The following is an 18,726-nucleotide window of genomic DNA, read 5'->3' as shown; positions in this document are numbered from 1 at the left end:
GGTCCCGCCCGGCCCTTCCTGCGACGCATGACGTACCGCCGCGCCGCCATGCGTCGATCGCCCAGCACCGTGCGTGATCCCTAGCGTTCCCGGTGACCTCGTCCGGTCGACGACGACGGGAGCGCCATGCGCACGAAGGCAGCGGTCATCCGGGAGACCGGGAAACCCTGGGAGCTGGTCGACCTCGAACTCGACGATCCGCGCGAGGGCGAGGTGCGGATCAAGTTCGCGGTGTCCGGCATGTGCCACTCCGACGAGCACCTGCGCACCGGCGACTCCCCGTGCCGGCTGCCCATCGTCGGCGGGCACGAAGGCGCGGGCGTCGTCGAGGCGGTCGGGCCGAACGTGACGCGGGTGAAGCCCGGCGATCACGTCGTGTGCTCGTTCATCCCCGCCTGCGGCACGTGCCGCTACTGCTCCTCCGGGCGGCAGAACCTCTGCGACCAGGGCGCCCAGATGGTCACCGGGATGCTCGCCGACGGCACGTTCCGGTTCCACGACGACCGGGGCGCCGACCTCGGCGGGTTCTGCATGCTCGGCACGTTCTCGCAGCGCGCCGTGGTCTCACAGGCGTCCTGCGTGCCGATCGACCACGACATCCCGTTCGAGGTCGCCGCGCTCACCGGCTGCGGGGTGCCGACCGGCTGGGGGTCGGCGGTCTACGCGGCGGGCGTGCGGGCGGGCGACACCGTCGTGATCTTCGGGATCGGCGGCGTGGGGTCGAACGCCGTGCAGGGCGCGCGCTTCGCGGGCGCGAGGCACGTCGTCGCCGTGGACCCGGTCGCGTTCAAGCGCGAGAAGGCCCTCGAGTTCGGCGCCACCCACGCCTTCGCCGACGCGGCCGAGGCGCACGAGTTCGTCGTGCAGGCCACCCGCGGCCAGCTCGCCGACCACGCCATCTGCACCGTCGGCGTGCTGACCTCGGACGTTGTCTCGCAGGCGGCCGCGATCGTCGGCAAGGGCGGCCAGGTCACGATCACCTCGGTCGGCCGCAGCAGCGACACGCAGGTGCAGCTCGCGGCCAACGGGCTGCTCGTCGGCTACCAGCGGCGTGTGCAGGGCCACGTCTTCGGCATGTGCAACCCGCTGCTCGACATCCCGCGCCTGCTCGACCTGTACCGCGAGGGCAGGCTCGACCTCGACGGGCTGATCACGCGCAGGTACTCCCTCGACGAGATCAACCAGGGCTACCAGGACCTCGACGACGGCAAGCTCATCCGCGGGATCGTCGTGCACGAGGACTGAGCCGTGCCCGTCCGCACCACCGCCGACGACGCGCGGGTCCGCGTCCAGCGGCGCCGGGTCCTGCTCTCGGGGACCATCGGCACCACGATCGAGTACTTCGACTTCCTGCTGTTCGGGCTCATCGCCCCCGTGGTGTTCAACCAGCTGTTCTACCCGGACGCCGACCCGGTGGTGGGCACGATCGCCGTGCTCGCGACGTTCGCCGTCGGCTACGTCGCGCGCCCGCTCGGCGGGTTCGTGTTCGGCCACTTCGGCGACCGCATCGGCCGCAAGCCGATCATGTTCGTCACGCTGGTGCTGATGGGCGCCGCCACCACCGGGATCGGCCTGCTGCCCACGTACGCGGTGATCGGGGTGGCCGCGCCGATCCTGCTCACGCTGCTGCGGTGCGTCCAGGGCTTCGCGCTCGGCGGCGAGACGGTCGGCGCGACGATCATGGCGGCCGAGAGCGCGCCACACGGCAAGCGCGGCGGCTACGCGGGCACGATCCAGATCGGCGGCGCGCTGGGATCGGTGCTGGCCTCGCTCGCGGCCGCCCTGGTGGCGAGCATGCCCACCGAGCAGGCGCTGGCCTGGGGCTGGCGGGTGCCGTTCCTGCTCAGCGCCGTGCTCGTCCTGGTCGGGGTGTACGTGCGCACCCGGATCGACGAGTCGCCGGTGTTCACCAGGGCCGTCGCCGAGGCGCCGCCGAAGGCGCCGCTGCTCGTGGCGCTGCGCGAGGAGCCCAAGGCGTGCCTCACGGTGTTCCTGTGCGTGATCACCGAGACGAGCATGCTGCAGCTCTTCACCGTCTACGCGCTGGTCCACGGCTCTGGCGAGCTGGGGATCCCGACCTCGGTGATGCTGAACGGGGTGCTCATCGGCAACATCGTCGGCATCGCGATGAACCCGCTCTTCGGGCGCCTGTCCGACGTCGTCGGCCGCCGCCTGCTGATCTCCGCGTCGCTGGTCGTCGGCGCGCTCTACACCGCGTTCGCCTTCTTCCCGATGCTCGCGAGCGGCAACGCGGCGCTCATCGTGACGGCCATGGCGATCCCGCCCGCGGTGATCCAGACGATGATCTTCGCGACGGAGGCCAGCTTCTTCGCCGAGCTGTTCCGCGGCGCCGCCCGCCGGTTCTCGGGGCTCGCCGTGAGCCGCCAGGTCGGCGGGGTGATCGGCGGGCTCTTCCCGCTGATCGCCGCGACGGTGTCCGCGGCGGCGGGCTCGGTGTGGGCGGTCGTCGGCTACTACGCGGCGATCTCGGCGGTCTCGCTCACCGCGGTGCTCGCGGCCCGGGAGACGCACCGAGAGGCGCTCACCTGACGGTGCCGACCCGATGGCGCCGACTTTGATGGCGCCGACCCGACGGCGCCGACGTGATGGCGCCGACCCGATCGGCGGGGCCCGCGGTCGAGCCCCGCCGCCCGCCGTGGTCAACTGGCAGGCGGTCGGGACGCGAGGAGGTGCGGTGCGGTACGCGGCGATCGGCGACAGCTTCACCGAGGGGGTCGGCGACGAGCTCCCCGACGGGGCGGTCCGCGGGTGGGCCGACCGGGTCGCGGCGGGCTTCGCGGCCGGCCGGGGCGGCCAGGTGCACTACGCCAACCTCGCCGTGCGCGGGCGGCTGCTCGCACCCATCGTCACCGAGCAGCTCGAGGCGGCCCTGGCGCTGGATCCCGCCCCCACGCTGATCACGCTCAACGGCGGCGGCAACGACATGCTCCGCCCCGGGTGCGACGTGGCTGGGCTGGTCGCCCTCACCGAGCGGGCGGTCCGCCGGTGCGCCGAGGCGGGCGTGCGGCTCGTGCTGATCAGCGGCGCCGACCCGTCGGACCGGCTCCCGTTCGGCCGGACCATCCACCGCCGCGCCGCCCGGCTGACCGAAGGGGTCGCCGCGCTGGCCGCCGCGCACGGGGTGGACTTCGTCGACGTCTTCCACGACGCCGAGATCCGCCGCCCCGGGTACTGGTCGGCGGACCGGCTGCACCTGAACGCGGCGGGGCACGAGCGCGTGGCGCAGCTCGTGCTCGCCGCGCTGGGCGAGGGCCCGGCCGCCCGGGCCGCCGGCCACGACTCCGCCGCGGCCCGCGGCCTGCTCGCCGAGGCCCGCTACTACCGCGAGCACGTGCTGCCCTGGCTCGCCCGCAGGCTGCGGGGCCGCTCGTCGGGTGACGGCCGGGTCGCGAAGCACGCGACGTGGATCCCGGTGCCCGCCCCCGAGCGGGCATCGGGGTGAACCCACCGGGCCGAGTCACCACCGGTCGACCTGCGGTAGTCCACCCGTTCGGGAGCTGGCCGGCACCCGGGCCCGGGCGTAGGTTCGGCCGCCCTCCGCCGATAGCGGCGGTGCCGGGTGAGGAGTCGACGATGGCCGGGTTCATCCAGATCATCGAGATGCACACGTCCCGCATGGACGAGGTCGAGGCGCTCGGGAAGGAGATCCGCGCCCGCCTCGACGACGGCCGCCCGTCCAGCCCCCTGCGGAGCACGATCACCGCCGACCGCAACCGGCCCGGCGTCTACTACAACATCGTGGAGTTCGCCTCCTACGAGGCGGCGATGGAGAACTCGAGCCGGCCCGAGACCGCCGAGTTCGCCTCGCGCCTCGGCGAGCTCTGCGACGAGCCGCCGAAGTTCTCCGACCTCGACGTGCGCGAGGTGTGGGAGCCGTCGGCGCGGCGCTGACCGCGCACGGTCACAGCGAGGCGAGGACCCGGACCCGGTCGGCGAGCGCCCGGCGGGCGGCCGCCGAGCCGAACGCGATGAAGTCGAACTCGTGCGGCACCCCCGGGTGCAGGTGGAACTCCACCGGCACCCCGGCCCGCGCGAGGCGCATCGCGTAGGTGAGGTCCTCGTCGCGGAAGATGTCGAGCTGGCCCACCTCGATGTAGGCGGGCGGGAGCCCGGCCGGGTCGGCGACGCGCGCCGGCGCGGCGTGGGCGGGCACGTCCGCGCCGCCCGCAGCGGGTCCGAGCAGCGCGCCCCAGCCGGTGCGGTTGTCATCCCACGTCCAGACCGCGAACGGGGCGAGCTGCGGGTCCGGGGTGACGGTGCGGTCGTCGAGCATCGGCATGACGAGGATCTGCTGGGCGATCGCGGGCCCGCCGCGGTCGCGGGCGAGGATCGCCACCGCCGCGGCGAGCCCGCCACCCGCGCTGTCGCCGAACACCCCGATCCGCGCCGGGTCGACGCCCAGCTCGGCGGCGTGCTCGTGCAGCCACACCAGGGCGGTGTAAACGTCCTCGACCGGCGTCGGGTGCGGGTGCTCCGGGGCGAGCCGGTAGTCGACCGACAGGATCGGCGTCCCGCTCGCCGCGACGTAGCGGGCCGCCGTCCCGTGGAACAGGTCGACGTCGCCCGCGATCATGCCGCCGCCGTGCGCGTACACCACCGCTGGGCCGGGCACACCGGGGGCGTCCGCGCGGGTGTACCAGCGGGCCCGGATGGTCGCGCCGTCGCCGGTGGCGAGCTCGTGGTCGGCGGCCGTGACGCCGTCCGGGAACGGCTGCGCGGTGTCGCCGTGCCGGAACACCGGCTCCAGCACCGCCCGCCGGGCGGCGACGTCCCCGGCGGGCGGGGGCGTGCTGCCCGGCGGCGGAACGAACGGGGCGAACGCCTCGGCCACCTCGGGATCGAGGGTGAGGGGCACGGGTCCTCCTCAGGGGATCAGGACGGTCTTGCCGGACAGCTGCCCGGCGACCGCGGCGTCGTGCACGGCGGCCAGGTCGGCGAGCGGCCGGCGCTGGGTGACGGTGATCTCGAGCTCGCCGGCGTCGACGAGGTCGACCAGCTCGGTGAGCCGGGTGGGATCGCTGCGCACCATCACCTGCACGGTCCGCACACCGCGCCCGACCCGCTCCGGGCCGGGGGTGGTGGCGCTCGCGAGCACCCCGCCGTCGGCGACGAGGTCGGCGAGCCGGGCGGTCTCCTCCGGGCTGCTGCGGACCAGCTGGAGCGCCACGTCGAACCGCTGCCCGGCCACCGCTTCGACGAGCGGTGTGGTCGTGTGGTCGACGACGTGGTCCGCACCGAAGGAGCGGACGCGGTCGCGGCTGCGCGGGCTCGCGGTGGCGGTGACGGTGGCGCCCGCGCGCTTGGCGAGCTGGACGGCGTACCCGCCCACGCCGCCGCCCGCGCCGTTGATCAGGACCCGCTGCCCCGGTTCGAGGCCGGCGTCGTCGAACAGCGCCTGCCGGGCGGTCAGGCCGGCCACGGGCAGGGCGGCGGCGTCGGCCAGGTCGACGGTGCGCGGTGCGGCGGCGAGCAGCGCGGCGGGGGCGGCGACGTACTCGGCGGCCGCCCCGGGTTCGGTCGGCGGCAGGAACGCGATCACCGCGTCCCCGACCCTCCAGCCGGTCACGTCGTCGCCGAGCTCGGTGATGACACCCGCGACGTCGACGTTCGGGACGTGCGGGAGGGCCAGCGGGAGCTCGAGGATCCGCGCGCGCAGCGCGACGTCGAGCATGTTGAACCCGGTGCCCGCGACCCGCAGCACCACCTGCCCCCGGCCCGGGACCGGGCGGTCCACCTCCTCGTGCACCAGCACGTCGCTGCCGCCGAAGGAGTGGTAGCGGACCGCCTTCATCGTTCCGGTCATGGTTCCCCCTAACTCGTTGTTTCGAGTTCGAAGCACAACCGACGGTAGCCTGCTTCGAGTTCGAAGCAAATGTGATGCCCGCCACAGTGCTTCGATGTCGAAGCAATTGGACGTAGTGGATGATGGGGATGTGGGCGAGGGTCTCGATCCCCGGCAGCTGGGGGCCTACTTCGCGCTCTCGGAGGCGGCGAGCCTGCTCCAGCACCACGTCGAGCAGCACCTGCGGGCCGAGGGCGGGCTCAGCTACGTGCAGTTCCAGCTGTTGGCCCGCCTCGCCGACGCGGACGGCCCCCTGACGATGACCCAGCTGGCCGACGGCGTCGTCTACAGCCGCAGCGGGCTCACCTACCAGGCCGGCCTGCTGGAGAAGGCCGGGCTGATCACCCGCTCCCCCAGCCCCGACGACGAGCGCGCCACCCTCGTCGAGATCACCGATGCGGGCCGGGAGCTGTTCTTCCGGATCCTCCCCGGTCACGTCCAGGTCGTGCGCAGCATGCTGTTCGATCCCCTCTCCGAGGACGACCTGGAGCACCTCGGCGACATCATGGTCCGGGTCCGCGACCACATGCGGGCGCTGCCGCCCCGCTCCGCCGCCGCGCGCAAGGGGCGGGCCGCCCGCTCGTCGTGAGCGGCGCGCTCAGCGCGGGTCCGGTTCAGCCGGCGTGCGCGGCGGGGGACCCGTCCACGAGCGTGACGTGCCTGGGGGCGCGAAAGAGGTGGTCGAAGACCCGGAAGCGGTCGAAGGCCATGGCGTGGTCGCGCCCGCGCAGCTCCATGCCGCGCCGCTCGTGCTCGGGCATCTCCAGCACCACCCGGTCCAGCGCGGCCCGCAGGCCCTCGACGTCGCCCGCCTCGACGATCACGGCGGTGTCGCCGACCGCCTCGCCGGTACCGCCGGTCAGCGTGGTGATCACCGGACCGCCCCCGGTGAGCAGCTTCTCGGTGAGCGCGATGCCGAAGGTCTCCACGAAGTCGGGCTCGGGCCGGGTGGGGAGCGCGTAGGTGGCGCAGCCGCGCATGAGCAGCGGCTTCTCGTCGTCGTCGACGTCGGCGAGGAAGACGACGCGGTCGTCGCCCGCGGCGAGCGCGCGGATCTCCGGCAGCGCCGGTCCGGTGCCCGCGACGACGAGCCGCACCCGCTCCCTCGCCCGGGACGCCGCGTAGGCGGCCACCAGGTCGTGGATGCCCTTCGCCCGGGTCACACGGGACAGGAACAGCACGTAGCCGTCGCGCTCGAGCCCGCGCCGGGCCAGCGCGGCGTCCACCGCCGCCGGGTCGAGGTCCCGGTAGGCGGAGGTGTCGATCGGCGGGTAGCTGATCGTGACGCGGTCGCGGCACGCCGCGGCGAACCGCGTGCCGCAGCGGGCGTCGACCGCCTCCGCGGCGAGGACGACCTGGTCGCGGGTGTACTCCGACACCGCGAGCACCTCGTCGTGCGCGAGGTAGGTGGTCAGCACCACCGCGGCCGCGCCGAACCGCCCGTCCCGCAGGCAGGAGCGGATCACGTTCGTGACGTCGGAGCCCACCGCCTTCGCCATCGTGCGCACGTCCGCGGGGAACCCGGCCGCGCGGGCGGCGGCCACGGCGTCGACCACGACGTTCGCGTGCGGCGACAGGTACATCGACAGGCAGGTGGTCGGGACCGGCTCGGCGAGCAGCTCGACCAGCCGCCCGGTGAGGCCGGCGAGGTAGCGCCCGTCCGGTACGCGGTAGTCCCCGACCGGCCCCGGGCGCTCCACCGTGATGCCCGCCGAGTAGGGCTGCAGCCGCTCGAGCGGCTTGAGCGGCAGGCCCGCGGCCTGCAGCGCGGGGATCGGCCACGTCAGCAGCCGGACGTCGGTGAAGCCGCGGTGCAGCGCGGCCTCCGCCAGGTTGCGGGCCTCGCCGGAGTGCCCGCAGATCACCGGATCGGCGCGCACCACGATGACGAGTCGGCGCTGGGTCATGGTCGGCCACCTCCCGCTCGGGTGTCGGACGAGGACGGGGGACGGGCCGCTCTCCCCCACGACGACGGCTCCGGCCCGAGCTCCAGGTGCAGCACGCCCCCGGCGTGCACGTCCGCCGCGGCGAGGTGGGTGGCCTCGAGGGGCCGCCCGTTCAGCCGCGCCGACCGCACGTACTGCACGGGTGGGGTCTCCTCGATGCCGTCGGCGCCGATCGGCTGCTCGCGGTGACCGGTGGTCTCGATCACGAACTCGCCACCGCTCACCTGCACGGCGGCCCGCTCGAACGCGGGGGCGTCGACCAGGAACAGGCCCTGCCCCGCGATCGGGAAGAGCCCGAGCGAGGCCCACACGTACCAGGAGCTGAGGCCGCCCGAGTCGTCGTTGCCGGGCAGGCCACCGGGCCCGGTGCCGAACTGCCAGGTCAGGGCGGCGTGCACGACCTCGGCGGTGCGGTCGGGGCGCCCGGCGTAGTGGTAGGCCCACGGCGCTTCCACGTCGGGCTCGTTGTTGAGGCCCTCGAACCGGTTGAGCGCGTACCCGGCGGCCATCTCCTCCGTGGTGGGGCGCCGGCCGGGCTGCTGCACGGGCTCGGCGCCGAAGCCGAAGAAGGCGTCGAGCATGGCGATGAACGCGGCGTCGCCGCCGGCGAGCGCGATCCGCGTCCGCATGTCGTGCACGAGCCGGAACGAGTAGTTCCACTTGCCGCCCTCGTAGAACTCCGAGTCGCGCAGCAGGCCGGTCGAGGGGTCGAAGGCGTTGATCCACCAGCGGCTGCGCGTCTCGAGCTCGTCGGCGAGGCGCTTGTCGCCCAGCGCCCGCGCCACCGCGGCCGTGCAGTGGTGGCCGTGGGCGAGGTCGAGCGTGTGCGTGATCGGGTGCACGATGCCGTGCTCGAAGAAGTCCTCCCCGTAGAGGCGGCGCAGGTCGTCGACCATGTGCACGAGCGCCCAGCTCCAGTCGATGCCGGGCAGGCCCAGGGTGTGCGCGTCGGCGAGCGCCGTGTGGGCGAGCGCGCTGGCCTGCCGGAAGAAGCGGTCCGCCCCGCGGGCCATCCGGTAGCCGATCGGGAAGTTGCCCTCCTCCTCGCAGACCCGGATCAGCGACTCCAGGAGGTCGGTCGCCCGCGCCGGCGCGATCGTCATCAGCAGCGGGATCTGGGTCTTGTAGAGGTCCCACATCGTGCAGATGTCGAACACGTAGGGCCCCGGCGCCGGCCAGAACGGGCTCTCGTCGTCGGCGAAGCACGGCTTGATCAGCGAGTGGTAGAGCGCCGTGGCCAGCACCTGCCGCCGCGCGGGCGTCCCGCCCTCCACCCGGACCCGGCCGATGTGCTCGGCCCAGCGGTCCGCGGTGCGGGCCCGGACCACGTCGAAGGCCGGCTCGGGGCCGCCGCACTCGCGTCCGAGGTTCTCGCGGGCCTGGTCGCAGCCGCGCAGCGAGAAGCCCAGCCGCACCTCCACGACGTCGCCCGCGCGGACCGGGCCCATGAACAGCAGCCCGAACGGGCGGAGCGTGGTCTGGCGGATGCTGTCGAAGTCGAGCCGGGTGCCGCCCTCGATGAGGCGGCGGTCGTGCCAGAGCATCTGCCGCCAGCCGAGGCCCAGGACCTCGACGTGCACCGACAGCGGCACGCCCTCGAGCACCACGGTGCCCTGCGCGCGGCCGCGCCCCGTGCTCTCGACGTGGGCCCGCAGCGGGACCGTGCGGCCGAGCTCGATGTCCAGGCCGCCGCAGGACAGGTCCACCACCACGCGGGCGCTGCGGCTCTCCGGGAACGTGTAGCGGTGGACCGCGACCTTCTCCCCCACCGTGATCTCGCAGTGGATGCCGGTGTCGAGGGTGGTGGCGTAGTAGCCGGGCGACGCGGCCTCGTCGTGCAGGGCCCACGCCTCGCCGAGGTCGTCGAGGGGCTGCACCATCGGCGTGACGCGCACGTAGTTGTAGTACTTGCGGATCGCCCCGGTGCCGGACTGCTGGAAGTGCGTGAAGCCGGACGCCTGCAGCGCCGGGTACATCTCCTCCGGCACGCCCTCGGTGTTCTTGGCGTAGCGGCCGTACCCGGTGGGGTAGGCGCCGGAGTAGGCGCAGGCCGAGACCATCCCCAGCGGCGAGGTCGCCCCGGGGTGGGTGTTGCCCACCTGCGGTTTCGGCCACCACCACGTGGCGGCGAGACCGCTCGCGGGTGGGAGGCTGGTCGCGGCGGTCCCGATGAACGGGTCAACGATGTCGAGAATGGCCAGACTGTAGAGGCGCGACCTGCCCCGAGCGGTTACGCCGGCGTTACGCGTCGTGGTCTCCGCCGGCGGCCCGCGCGCTCACACCGCGGCGGTGCCGATCAGGCCTTCCCGGGTGACCAGCCGGGCCAGCTCCTCCTCGCTCAGCCCCTCCGTACCCGCCGGGCGCATGGGCAGCACCATGTGCCTGCTCTCGGCGCTCGTGTCGTGCACGACGATCTCGGTGTCCGCGGGCAGCTCCAGCCCGAACTCGGCGAGCACCGCGCGCGGCTCGCGGACGACGCGCGCCCGGTAGGCCTCGCTCTTGTACCAGGACGGCGAGGGCCCGAGCAGAGCGATCGGGTAGCACGAGCACAGGGTGCACACCAGCACGTTGTGCCGGGTGGGGGTGTTCTCCACGACGGTGAACCGCTGCGGCTGCGGACCGGTGCTCATCGAGAAGCCGAGCTCGGCGAGCGCGGCGTTGCCGTCGGCGAGGAGCCGCTCGCGGTAGCCCGGGTCGACCCAGGCGCGCGCGACGACGCGGGCCCCGTTCGCGGGCGAGCCGGACGTGACCTGCCCGATGATGGCGTCGAGCTCGTCGTCGCTGGTCAGCCCGGCACCGATCAGCCGCTCCTCCAGCCTGCGCACCCGGACCGCGATCTCGGAGTTGGTGTGCTGCCCGCTCACGTCGCCCCCTCCAGGTAGGACTCCCACAGCTCGACCTGCACCCAGTGCCCGCCCGGCGGCCCCCACAGGGCCTCGGCCGGGAAGCGGACGGTGTACACCGGCTCCACCCGCGGGTCGGACAGCCCCCGCGCCCGGTCGTCGGCGAGCGGCCAGCAACCCTGCACCTCGACCACCTCGCCGACCTGGCCCCTGGCGTAGCGGGGCAGCCGCGTGTGGTGGGGCGGGTCGACGGTGCTCGTGCGCACGCGGTCGCCGACCGCGAACCGCGGCTCACCCATCGCCGGCCTTGTCTGCGGTGAGCGTCTCGACCGCGTGCAGCCAGCGCTCGTAGTACGACGCCGCGAGGTACTCGGCGGGCGGCATCCGCTCGATGGCGTCGCGGAACTGGTCGAGGTTGTACACCCCCCGCCGCAGCATCGCGACGTTGAGCGCGTAGACCCGCGCCTCCCAGTCGGCGTGGAACGGCGGCTCGTCCTCCTCGACGGGGGGAACCGGCCCGAAGCCGGTCTGCCCGCCGACGTCGTGCACCCGCGCCATGCCGGGCAGCCTACGGGCGGTTGCGGCCGCCGCGGAACTTCAGCAAAGCCACATTCACGAAGCCCACGTTCATGAATGTGGCTTTCCTGAAGCGAGCAGCGGCGCGGGTGGCCCGATCGGGCGATCACGCGCCACGCCCCGCGCGTCGGCGTGATCGGTCCGGCCTCCGCGGAGAAGGTGCGCCGGTGGAACCCGTGCACCTCGAGCGCGTCCGGCGTCACCGGCGAGGCGGCCTTCGAAGGACCCGGCGGGTGAGCGGGAAGCCGCTCGCGCTGGTGCTCGGCGCGCGCGTCATCGAGGTGGTGCGGGCGCTCGCGATGGACGGTGTCCCGGTCGGCGTGGTCGCCCCGACCGGCGACCCGGCCCGGTGGTCGCGGTGCGCGCGCACCGTGCTGACGTGGGACTGGATGCTGTCCGCCGAGCGGCACGACGCGGCGCTGGCCGACCGGCTCGTGCGCTTCGCCCACCGGCAGGCCACCCCGCCCGTGCTGTTGTGGTGCTCGGACCAGTCGATGCTCTTCGTCTCCCGTCACCGCGACCGGCTCGCCGAGGGGTTCCGCTTCGTCCTCCCGGACGCATGCCTGGTCGAGGCCATGGAGGACAAGGCGCGGTTCGCCGCCCTCGCCGCGGCGCACGCGCTGCCGGTGCCGCCGACCGTCGTCGTCGACGGCCGCTCGCCCGAACCCCCCGACGAGCTGCGCGCCCTCGGCCTGCCGGTGATCGTGAAACCGACGGCCCGGGACCGCAGCTGGGTCGCGGCGGTGGGCGGCTCGGCCAAGGCGGTGCGGATCGGAACGGAGGACGAGCTGCGGCGGTTCTGGCCGCGCCTGCGCGAGCTGAGCAAGCCCGCGATCGCGCAGCAGAGCGTGCCCGGCCCCGAGACCGCGGTGGTCAGCTACCACGTCTACGTCGACGAGCACGGCGGGATCGCGGGCGAGTTCACCGGGCGCAAGATCCGGACCATCCCGGCCGAGTACGGCCACACCAGCGCGTTGTCGATCACCGACGACGACGAGGTGGCCCGGCTGGGCAGGCACGTCTGCCGCGTGCTCGGCCTCCGCGGCGTCGCGAAGATCGATTTCAAGTACGGGCCCGACGGGCGGCTCCACCTGTTCGAGATCAACGCGCGGCTCACGCTGTGGGCGCACCCGGGCGCGCGGGCGGGGGTCAACCTCCCCGCGCTCGTGCACGCCGACCTCACCGGCCGGCCCCGGCCCACCGGCGCGAACGTCCGGCGCCGCGTCGACTGGGTGCACCCGAAGGACGTGCTCGCCGCCCGCGCCCACGGGATCCCGGTGGCGCGGTGGGTGTCGTGGCTCGCCCGCGCGCACCCGGTCACCGGCGTGTGGAAGTGGGACGATCCGGGGCCGCTGCTCGGCATGGCCGCGGTCCGGGCGCGGGACGCCGTGCTGCGCAGGACGAGCGGCAGCGAGGAGTGATCGCGTGCGGATCGGCCTGCTGAGCGACGTCCACGCCAACCTGCCCGCGCTGCGGGCGGCGATCGCCCGGCTCCGCGGCGAGGGGGTCGACGCGTTCCTGTGCGCGGGCGACCTCGTCGGCTACGGCCCGCACCCCGACGAGTGCGTCGAGACGATCGCCGAGCTCGGCGCGACCTGCGTGGCGGGAAACCACGACCTGATGCTGGTCGGGGCGCTGCCGGACGCGCGGGCGGGCCGGCTCGCCCGCCGCACCCTCGCCTGGACCCGCGAGGTCGTGCGGCCCGACGTCCGCGCCCACCTCGCGGCGCTGCCCCGGACGGCGAGCGTCGCCGGCGTCGACCTCGCGCACGGCTCGCCCGTCGACCCACAGGAGTACGTCCGCTCCGAGGCGCGGGCCGCCGAGCTGCTGGCCGGTCTCCCACCGGGGCGGGTGCTCGTGCTCGGCCACACCCACCACCCGTGGCTCTACGGCGCGCGGACGCTGTTCCCCTCCCCCGGCGCGGCGCCGGGCTCGGCCGAGTTCGCACTCCCGCGCCACGAGCGGCAGCTGGTCAACCCGGGGTCGGTCGGCCAGTCCCGCGAGCGCGAACGCGTGCCGCTCGCCCGGTTCGCCCTGCTCGACCTCGACCACGCCCGAGTGCGCTTCTTCGCCGAGCCGTACGACGCCGCGGCGACGCGGGCGGCCCTGCGCGCGCGGCGGCTGCCGCCGGACGCGCTGCACGTCCGGCCCGGGCCGGTCGCCACCGCGGCCCGCAGGGCCAGGCGGCTGCTGCACGCTATTCGGGTTCGTCCTCGCCCCGGGTGAGCACGAGGGCCTCGCCCTCGGTGATCGCCACGGTGTGCTCGGAGTGCGCCGTGCGCGAGCCGTCGGCCGACCGGATCGTCCAGCCGTCGGGGTCGTAGACGATGCGGCCGGTCGTGCGCGCGAACCACGGCTCGAGCGCGAGCGTGAGCCCGGGCCGCAGCTCGAGGCCGCGCCCCGCGCGGCCGGTGTTGGGCACGTGCGGGTCCTCGTGCATGGTGCGGCCGATCCCGTGGCCGCCGAACTCGGTGTTGACCGGGTAGCCGTGCTCGCGCGCCACCGCCCCGATCGCCGCCGAGACGTCACCGAGGCGGTTGCCCGGCCGAGCCGCGTCGATCGCCGCCGCCAGCGCCTGCTCGGTGGCGTGCACGAGCCGCAGGTCCTCCTCGGCGGGCGTACCGACGACGAACGTGCGCGCCGCGTCGGCCACCCAGCCGTCGATGCCCACCGCGAGGTCGGCGCTGAGGACGTCCCCGTCGCGCAGGGTGTAGTCGTGCGGCAGGCCGTGCAGGACCGCGTCGTTGACCGACAGGCAGATGACGTTGCGGAACGGCCCCTCACCGAACGAGGGCGCGTAGTCCCAGTAGCACGACTCCGCCCCGCGCCGCGAGATCAGCCCGCGCACGTGGTGTTCCAACTCCAGCAGGTTCACGCCGACGTCGGCGATCCGCCCGACCTCGGCGAGCACCTCGGCGACGAACCGCCCCGTCACCCGCATCCGGGCGATCTCGCCGGGTGTCTTGAGCTCGATCACGAGTCCCCCCCGTATCCGGTATTTCTATACCGGCACGCTAGCACGGGGCCGGGATAGAAATACCGGAGGGTGCCGCTCAGGCGTCCAGGCGCGGGAGCGTGGGCCACCGGTCGGCGGCCCAGGCGGGCCAGCTCTCGTACGGCGCGGGCGGCGGTGGGGGCGGGCGGCCCTCGAGCTCCTCGGCGTCGGGCGGGGTGAACATGGCGCGGAACCGCTCGTGGTCCTCGGGGGTCATCGCGAACGTCTCGTGCGGGGCCCGGCGCCACCGCTCCGTCGCCCGCCTCCTCCGCTCGTCCTCGGGGAGGGTGACGTGGTGCAGCGCGAAGTCGGCACCGGCGAGGTCGGCGATCGCGTGCATCGCGTAGCGCTCCTCGCGGGACCAGAAACCGAAGTCGAGGACGACCGACCCGCCCGCCCGCAGCACCTGGTGGGCGACCCAGATGAGCCGGCCCTCCAGCACGTCGCGCTTGTCGCCGAAGTAGGTCCACCGCACGCCGAGCAGCGGCAGCAGCCACTCGTCGGGCGTGAGCCGCAGGGCACCGCGGGTCCGCTCCAGCTCGCGGGCGAGCGTCGTCTTGCCGACCCCGGGCAGGCCGACCGTGATGTGCAACGTCGGCTTGGCGCTCACGGTCATCACCTTGCCCGGGGCGGGGACCGGGACGCCATCGGTTTGGCGCCGATCAGTCGCCCGCGAGCGAGGCGGCGGCGGATTCTCCTCCTGCGAGGCGCCCCAGGAAGCGAGGAGCCGCAGCGGTCCTCGGGACGGGGAGCCGGGCTCCGCCACCATCAGGGCCGCGTCCCGGAGTCCGGGTCGGACTCCCACTCGATGCCCCCGGTGGTCTCGTCGACCTGGGCCGAATCGAGGAATTCGCCCGTCTCGTCGGGGGCCCAGACCTCGCACCAGCACAGGCCGCCGGCCGCGGGGAGGCCGCCGACGGACGCGATCCGCAGGAGGACGGTGGCGCAGCGGCGAACGGACGGCACGTCCGCACCGGCCACGTCCAGAACCAGTCGGACGCCGTGGTTCAGGTGAACGACGATGCGGAAGTGCTGGCTTCCGACAACCGGTGACGTCGACGTGAGCGGCATGCCCAGGTCGACGCGTGCCCCGATCAGTTGCACGCCGCGTCCGACCGATGGCGGCTCGCTCGGAATGGTCCGGTCACCGCTGTTCACGTCGCGCGTGTCAGAGCCGCTCACGACCTGTCATGCAACACGCACCGCCCGCTGCTCGACAGGCGATCGGCACGCGTTGTCGGAATATCGCGAACCGGAATATTCGCTGGGCGACTACCTGTCGCACACCGCGGTCCAGGCGTCCTCCACGATGACCCGCAGATCGGATCGTCGCGGATCCCACCCGAGGTCCGCTCGGATCGCCTTGCTGTCCGCGAGCAGCACTTGCGGTTCCCCGGCCGGGGGAACGTGCCGGCGGGCGACCGGTCGGCCCGTCACCTGTTCGACCACGTCGATGACGTCACGCACGCGGGTCGGTCGGCCGCTGCCGATGTTGTAGACGCGGGCGGTGCCCGGCTCGCAGGCCTCCAGGGCGCGGGCGAACGCGTCGGCCACGTCGACGACGTGCACGAAGTCGCGGATCGCGCCGCCGTCGCCGTTGACGACCAACTCCGGTGCCGTGCCGCGTTGGACCGCCATCGCGCGAGGGATGAGCCGGGTCTCGTCCGGATCCGGGTGGCCCGGTAGGGCGCCCGCGATGTTGAAAGCGCGCAGGCTGATCGCGCCGATGGCGCCGGTAGCGGCGAGGTCCATGGCCGCGTTGTCGGCGGCGAGCTTGCTGGTGCCGTACGGGCTGGTCGGTGCGGTGACGGCGGTCTCGTCGATGGGCCGGGTGTCCCGCTCGCCGTACACGATGCAGGTCGATGCGAGGACCAACCGGCGGGCGCCGGTCGCGGTCATCGCCTCCAGCAGGGCGAGCGTCCCACCGACGTTGGTCCGCCAGTAGCCGAGCGGGTCGGCGCGGGAGTCGCGCGCCCGCGTGCGCGCCGCGAGGTGGCACACGCCGTCGACGTCGGCGAGAGCGTCACGGAGGCAGTCCGGGCTGAGGTCTCCGTGCGCCCGCCGCACGCCCTCGGGCAGGGCCGACGTGGTGGACCGGGTCAACCCGACCACGGTGTGGCCGCGCTCGGTGAGAGCCGCCGCGACCGCGTACCCGACGAACCCGCTGGCGCCGGTGACGAGAACCCTCATCGCCCCAGCAGCTCGTGCCGGTACCGCCACGCGAGCTCGATGCACGCGCGGGAGATCGGTGACAAGGGCTCCTGGCGGAGGCGCTCGCGCGCCTCGCTCGTGAAGGGGACGCCGATCGTCGACCGGTCGGACGCCGTGCTGAGGGCGGCGCCTTCCTCGTTGACCGCGACCATGTCGGCGAAGAGGCGGTCGAACGCCGGCGCCGCGATGACGGCGACGGTGAGCAGCTCCACCCACAAGGTCAGCGGTTCGAGCACGACCGCGCAGGCGTAGACCTGGAAGTCCCCCGCCCGGCGGGCACATTCGAACGAGGCGAACGGCTCGTCGGTGTCGTAGGCGATCGGGTCGGTGCTGTTGCCGTCGTGCTCGGCGGTGCCGAGGAACTCCTCGGAGTACTCGCGTTGCACGTTCCGCCACAGGGAGAAGTCGTTGCGCTGGTGGCCGGGCGCGAGCGCCGCGGGCTGGAAGACCCCCGCGGGTACGACGTGGTACATCCCGCCCGCGGCCGCCACGGACCTCGCGTCGCGCCGGTGCAGGAACATGCGGTGACCGTCGATGGCGTCGCGCCGGATCGTCAGGGTGTTGATGCTGGGCAGCATGGGGCGTGCCGCGAGGTCGAACGGGTCGTCGATGCTCCTCCGGAACGGCAGGGAGGCGGGGCTGGGCCGCTTCCGTCCCGCGCTCAGCCACGCCTGCGCGAACTCGTGCCCGAGGGCCTCGCCGACGTCGAGCGCGTCGAAGTAGCTCGTGTAGTTGAACCCGAGGCGCCCGCGGCCTTCGGCCCAGTCGACGCTCAGCAGGCGGTAGCTGACGCGGTTGTCGAACAGCCGTGGCCGCGCCAGATCCCGCAGAGCGCGGGAGTACCGGTCGTAGCGCGCGCCGCTCGCCATCAGCGGCCGGGCCCCGGCGGACTCGGGCGCCCTGCCGTCGACCGTCGGCGTCGGCGCCCCGGGGAGCCAGGCCAACGTGATGTCCGTGAGGTCCACCGGACCGTGCGGGAGCCAGCTCGGTGGCGCGAGCACCGTCGTGCCAGGCAGCCGCCAGTCCTCGGGGTACAGCTCGGCCGCGAGGTCGCCGAGGGGAGCGCGGTGGGTGTTCAGCTCCCGTCGCACGCGCCGCCACAGCTGCTGGCTGTCGCGGACCGGTCCCGGCCGGTCGCTCACGTGCACCGGGGACGGGGTCGCGTCCGGCGAGTTGTCGGGGAGAACGCCGAGCCGTTCCGGGGGGATGCCGAGCGTCCGCGCGATCTGGCGCAGCTCGGTGACGTCGCGGAGCGCCTGTGTTCCTCTCTCCAGTTTGGAAACGCGCGATTGCGTCGTGTTCAGAAGCGCCGCGACGTCCTGTTGCGTGAGGTTCTCCCGCTTGCGGTACCAGCGGAGGATCTCACCGACATCGGAACCGTCCGGCGGACCCGCCGTCGCTTCGTGTGCCACCTGCAACCACGCCATGCCGCCGCTCGCCTCAGCCGCCTCCGCCGCCTGGCAGAGTATGGCGCGTCGAGCGCGGGAGGACGGGAGCGGATGCCGGAATGGTTCCGGGGCGACTGCCACGTCCACGGCGTGCGCTCGAACAATGCGGACCTCACCGTCGATGAGATCGTGCGTTCCGCGCTGCACTCGGGTCTCGATCTCATCGCCTCCACCGAGCACAACACCGTCGACGGCCATGCGGACTGGGCACCCCACGGCAACGACCTGCTGGTGATCCTGGACCAGGAGGTGACCACCCGAACCGGGCACCGGCTGGCCCTGGGACTCGAGGCGGGTGTGATCGACTGGCGGTACGGCGTGCGCGACGGCGGGTTGACCGCCCAGCTCGACCGGGTCCGGGCGGCCAGCGGGCTCTGCGTCGCCGCGCACCCCCACGCCCCGTATCCGGGTGGCCAGCTCGGATACCCGTTCGAGCTCTTCGACGCCGTCGAGGTCTGGAACGGCCGGTGGACCTCGACCCTGCCGTGGCAGGCGGGCAACGAGGCGGCCCTGGCCGAATGGGGTCGCGGGTTGGCGGCGGCGCCGCGTCCGGACGATGGCTCCCAGCCGTCGGCAACAGCGACGCCCACCTGAAGGGTCAGCTCGGCACGCAGCACACCGTCGTCCTCGCCGACGCGCTCACCCCGGCCGCCGTGCTCGCGGGCTCCGCGCGGAGAGGGCCACGGTGACAGCGAGTGTCCGCGGGGTTCCCTCGGGGCGGGTCAGCTTCCACACCGAGCGCGGGACCGTTCACCCCGCGGCGCTTCCGCCGGGCGGGGCCGGCACCGTGGCCTGGGAGACCCCCTCGGACGAAGCCGGGTTCGTCCGAGCCGCCGTTCGAGAC

General features: G+C 73.9%; 21 protein-coding genes. 9 read left to right on the top strand and 12 right to left on the bottom strand.

Translation table 11 applies throughout. From position 1 onward, the window contains the following. The first annotated feature begins 126 nt into the window (after window positions 1–126). The 4 genes from VKZ81_RS29835 to VKZ81_RS29820 all read left to right on the top strand — a co-directional run bounded on the left by VKZ81_RS29835 (window position 127) and on the right by VKZ81_RS29820 (window position 3,912). The gene (locus VKZ81_RS29835) at window positions 127–1,245 is read left to right on the top strand and encodes an NDMA-dependent alcohol dehydrogenase (RefSeq protein WP_324245059.1); all 1,119 of its coding nucleotides are present in this window, start codon (window positions 127–129) and stop codon (window positions 1,243–1,245) included. Between the two features lie 3 nt (window positions 1,246–1,248). Next, window positions 1,249–2,550: an MFS transporter gene (locus tag VKZ81_RS29830; RefSeq protein ID WP_324245058.1), complete on the top strand. Its 1,302-nt coding sequence runs from the start codon at window positions 1,249–1,251 to the stop codon at window positions 2,548–2,550. A 145-nt stretch (window positions 2,551–2,695) separates the two neighbouring features. Next, a complete protein-coding gene (locus tag VKZ81_RS29825; protein ID WP_324245057.1) occupies window positions 2,696–3,463 on the top strand; it encodes an SGNH/GDSL hydrolase family protein in 768 nt (255 codons plus the stop codon). 131 nt (window positions 3,464–3,594) lie between these two features. Next, window positions 3,595–3,912, top strand: coding sequence for a hypothetical protein (locus VKZ81_RS29820; RefSeq protein WP_324245056.1), 318 nt, complete (start codon window positions 3,595–3,597; stop codon window positions 3,910–3,912). A gap of 10 nt (window positions 3,913–3,922) precedes the next feature. On the opposite strand, the gene VKZ81_RS29815 is transcribed toward VKZ81_RS29820, so the two are convergent. Beyond that, window positions 3,923–4,876 (bottom strand): alpha/beta hydrolase, encoded by a 954-nt coding sequence (locus tag VKZ81_RS29815; RefSeq protein WP_324245055.1) that lies wholly within the window; start codon window positions 4,874–4,876, stop codon window positions 3,923–3,925. 9 nt (window positions 4,877–4,885) lie between these two features. Continuing rightward, entirely contained in the window at window positions 4,886–5,824 is a 939-nt protein-coding gene (locus tag VKZ81_RS29810; protein WP_324245054.1) for an NADP-dependent oxidoreductase, read from the bottom strand. Between the two features lie 130 nt (window positions 5,825–5,954). On the opposite strand from VKZ81_RS29810, the gene VKZ81_RS29805 reads away from it, so the two are divergent. After that, window positions 5,955–6,452: a MarR family transcriptional regulator gene (locus tag VKZ81_RS29805; RefSeq protein ID WP_324245053.1), complete on the top strand. Its 498-nt coding sequence runs from the start codon at window positions 5,955–5,957 to the stop codon at window positions 6,450–6,452. 25 nt (window positions 6,453–6,477) lie between these two features. Here the strand turns inward: VKZ81_RS29805 and VKZ81_RS29800 are convergent, their stop codons facing one another. From VKZ81_RS29800 to VKZ81_RS29780, 5 genes are all read right to left on the bottom strand, one after another. Further along, entirely contained in the window at window positions 6,478–7,770 is a 1,293-nt protein-coding gene (locus tag VKZ81_RS29800) for a glycosyltransferase (RefSeq protein ID WP_324245052.1), read from the bottom strand. Beyond that, a complete protein-coding gene (locus VKZ81_RS29795; protein ID WP_324245096.1) occupies window positions 7,767–9,980 on the bottom strand; it encodes a glycoside hydrolase domain-containing protein in 2,214 nt (737 codons plus the stop codon). The genes VKZ81_RS29800 and VKZ81_RS29795 overlap by 4 nt, the downstream gene beginning before the upstream one ends. Window positions 9,981–10,085: 105 nt before the next feature. Next, entirely contained in the window at window positions 10,086–10,673 is a 588-nt protein-coding gene (locus VKZ81_RS29790) for a nitrile hydratase subunit alpha (protein WP_324245051.1), read from the bottom strand. Continuing rightward, on the bottom strand, window positions 10,670–10,951 hold the full coding sequence (locus VKZ81_RS29785; RefSeq protein ID WP_324245050.1) for an SH3-like domain-containing protein: 282 nt from the start codon (window positions 10,949–10,951) through the stop codon (window positions 10,670–10,672). Before VKZ81_RS29785 ends, VKZ81_RS29790 begins: the two co-directional genes overlap by 4 nt. Further along, a complete protein-coding gene (locus VKZ81_RS29780; RefSeq protein WP_324245049.1) occupies window positions 10,944–11,210 on the bottom strand; it encodes a hypothetical protein in 267 nt (88 codons plus the stop codon). The genes VKZ81_RS29785 and VKZ81_RS29780 overlap by 8 nt, the downstream gene beginning before the upstream one ends. Window positions 11,211–11,461: 251 nt before the next feature. Here VKZ81_RS29780 and VKZ81_RS29775 point away from each other — a divergent pair, with 251 nt between their 5' ends. Beyond that, complete coding sequence (locus tag VKZ81_RS29775; protein ID WP_324245048.1) at window positions 11,462–12,649, top strand: carboxylate--amine ligase; 1,188 nt, start codon at window positions 11,462–11,464, stop codon at window positions 12,647–12,649. A 4-nt stretch (window positions 12,650–12,653) separates the two neighbouring features. Next, a complete protein-coding gene (locus tag VKZ81_RS29770; RefSeq protein ID WP_324245047.1) occupies window positions 12,654–13,454 on the top strand; it encodes a metallophosphoesterase family protein in 801 nt (266 codons plus the stop codon). Here the strand turns inward: VKZ81_RS29770 and map are convergent. From map to VKZ81_RS29745, 5 genes are all read right to left on the bottom strand, one after another. Next, complete coding sequence (map, locus tag VKZ81_RS29765) at window positions 13,426–14,205, bottom strand: type I methionyl aminopeptidase (RefSeq protein ID WP_324245046.1); 780 nt, start codon at window positions 14,203–14,205, stop codon at window positions 13,426–13,428. The two genes, VKZ81_RS29770 and map, sit on opposite strands and share 29 nt — an antisense overlap. A gap of 76 nt (window positions 14,206–14,281) precedes the next feature. Beyond that, window positions 14,282–14,833 carry a P-loop nucleotide/nucleoside kinase family protein gene (locus VKZ81_RS29760; RefSeq protein ID WP_324245045.1) on the bottom strand — a complete coding sequence of 184 codons (552 nt, stop codon included), beginning with the start codon at window positions 14,831–14,833 and terminating at the stop codon, window positions 14,282–14,284. Between the two features lie 158 nt (window positions 14,834–14,991). Beyond that, window positions 14,992–15,405 carry a hypothetical protein gene (locus VKZ81_RS29755; RefSeq protein WP_324245044.1) on the bottom strand — a complete coding sequence of 138 codons (414 nt, stop codon included), beginning with the start codon at window positions 15,403–15,405 and terminating at the stop codon, window positions 14,992–14,994. Window positions 15,406–15,495: 90 nt separating this feature from the next. Next, complete coding sequence (locus VKZ81_RS29750) at window positions 15,496–16,413, bottom strand: NAD-dependent epimerase/dehydratase family protein (RefSeq protein ID WP_324245043.1); 918 nt, start codon at window positions 16,411–16,413, stop codon at window positions 15,496–15,498. After that, complete coding sequence (locus VKZ81_RS29745; protein ID WP_324245042.1) at window positions 16,410–17,846, bottom strand: helix-turn-helix domain-containing protein; 1,437 nt, start codon at window positions 17,844–17,846, stop codon at window positions 16,410–16,412. Before VKZ81_RS29745 ends, VKZ81_RS29750 begins: the two co-directional genes overlap by 4 nt. Between VKZ81_RS29745 and VKZ81_RS29740 the strand changes: the two genes are divergently transcribed. Beyond that, complete coding sequence (locus VKZ81_RS29740; protein WP_324245041.1) at window positions 17,838–18,476, top strand: CehA/McbA family metallohydrolase; 639 nt, start codon at window positions 17,838–17,840, stop codon at window positions 18,474–18,476. The two genes, VKZ81_RS29745 and VKZ81_RS29740, sit on opposite strands and share 9 nt — an antisense overlap. Then, window positions 18,401–18,571: a PHP-associated domain-containing protein gene (locus VKZ81_RS35275; RefSeq protein ID WP_414709507.1), complete on the top strand. Its 171-nt coding sequence runs from the start codon at window positions 18,401–18,403 to the stop codon at window positions 18,569–18,571. The genes VKZ81_RS29740 and VKZ81_RS35275 overlap by 76 nt, the downstream gene beginning before the upstream one ends. Window positions 18,572–18,726 lie beyond the last annotated feature (155 nt).

Source organism: Pseudonocardia sp. (assembly GCF_035305885.1).
Classification (GTDB): domain Bacteria; phylum Actinomycetota; class Actinomycetes; order Mycobacteriales; family Pseudonocardiaceae; genus Pseudonocardia.
The sequence above is the reverse complement of the archived record's forward strand: the minus strand, read 5'-3'. Positions and strand labels throughout refer to the sequence as shown.

Bases quoted from the DNA above. Each gene is read 5' to 3' on its own strand.
- VKZ81_RS29835 (WP_324245059.1), top strand. From the start codon at position 127: ATGCGCACGAAGGCAGCGGTCATCCGGGAGACCGGGAAACCCTGGGAG.
- VKZ81_RS29820 (WP_324245056.1), top strand. From the start codon at position 3,595: ATGGCCGGGTTCATCCAGATCATCGAGATGCACACGTCCCGCATGGAC.
- VKZ81_RS29810 (WP_324245054.1), bottom strand. From the start codon at position 5,824: ATGACCGGAACGATGAAGGCGGTCCGCTACCACTCCTTCGGCGGCAGC.
- VKZ81_RS29800 (WP_324245052.1), bottom strand. From the start codon at position 7,770: ATGACCCAGCGCCGACTCGTCATCGTGGTGCGCGCCGATCCGGTGATC.
- VKZ81_RS29785 (WP_324245050.1), bottom strand. From the start codon at position 10,951: ATGGGTGAGCCGCGGTTCGCGGTCGGCGACCGCGTGCGCACGAGCACC.
- VKZ81_RS29780 (WP_324245049.1), bottom strand. From the start codon at position 11,210: ATGGCGCGGGTGCACGACGTCGGCGGGCAGACCGGCTTCGGGCCGGTT.
- VKZ81_RS29750 (WP_324245043.1), bottom strand. From the start codon at position 16,413: ATGAGGGTTCTCGTCACCGGCGCCAGCGGGTTCGTCGGGTACGCGGTC.
- VKZ81_RS35275 (WP_414709507.1), top strand. From the start codon at position 18,401: ATGGGGTCGCGGGTTGGCGGCGGCGCCGCGTCCGGACGATGGCTCCCA.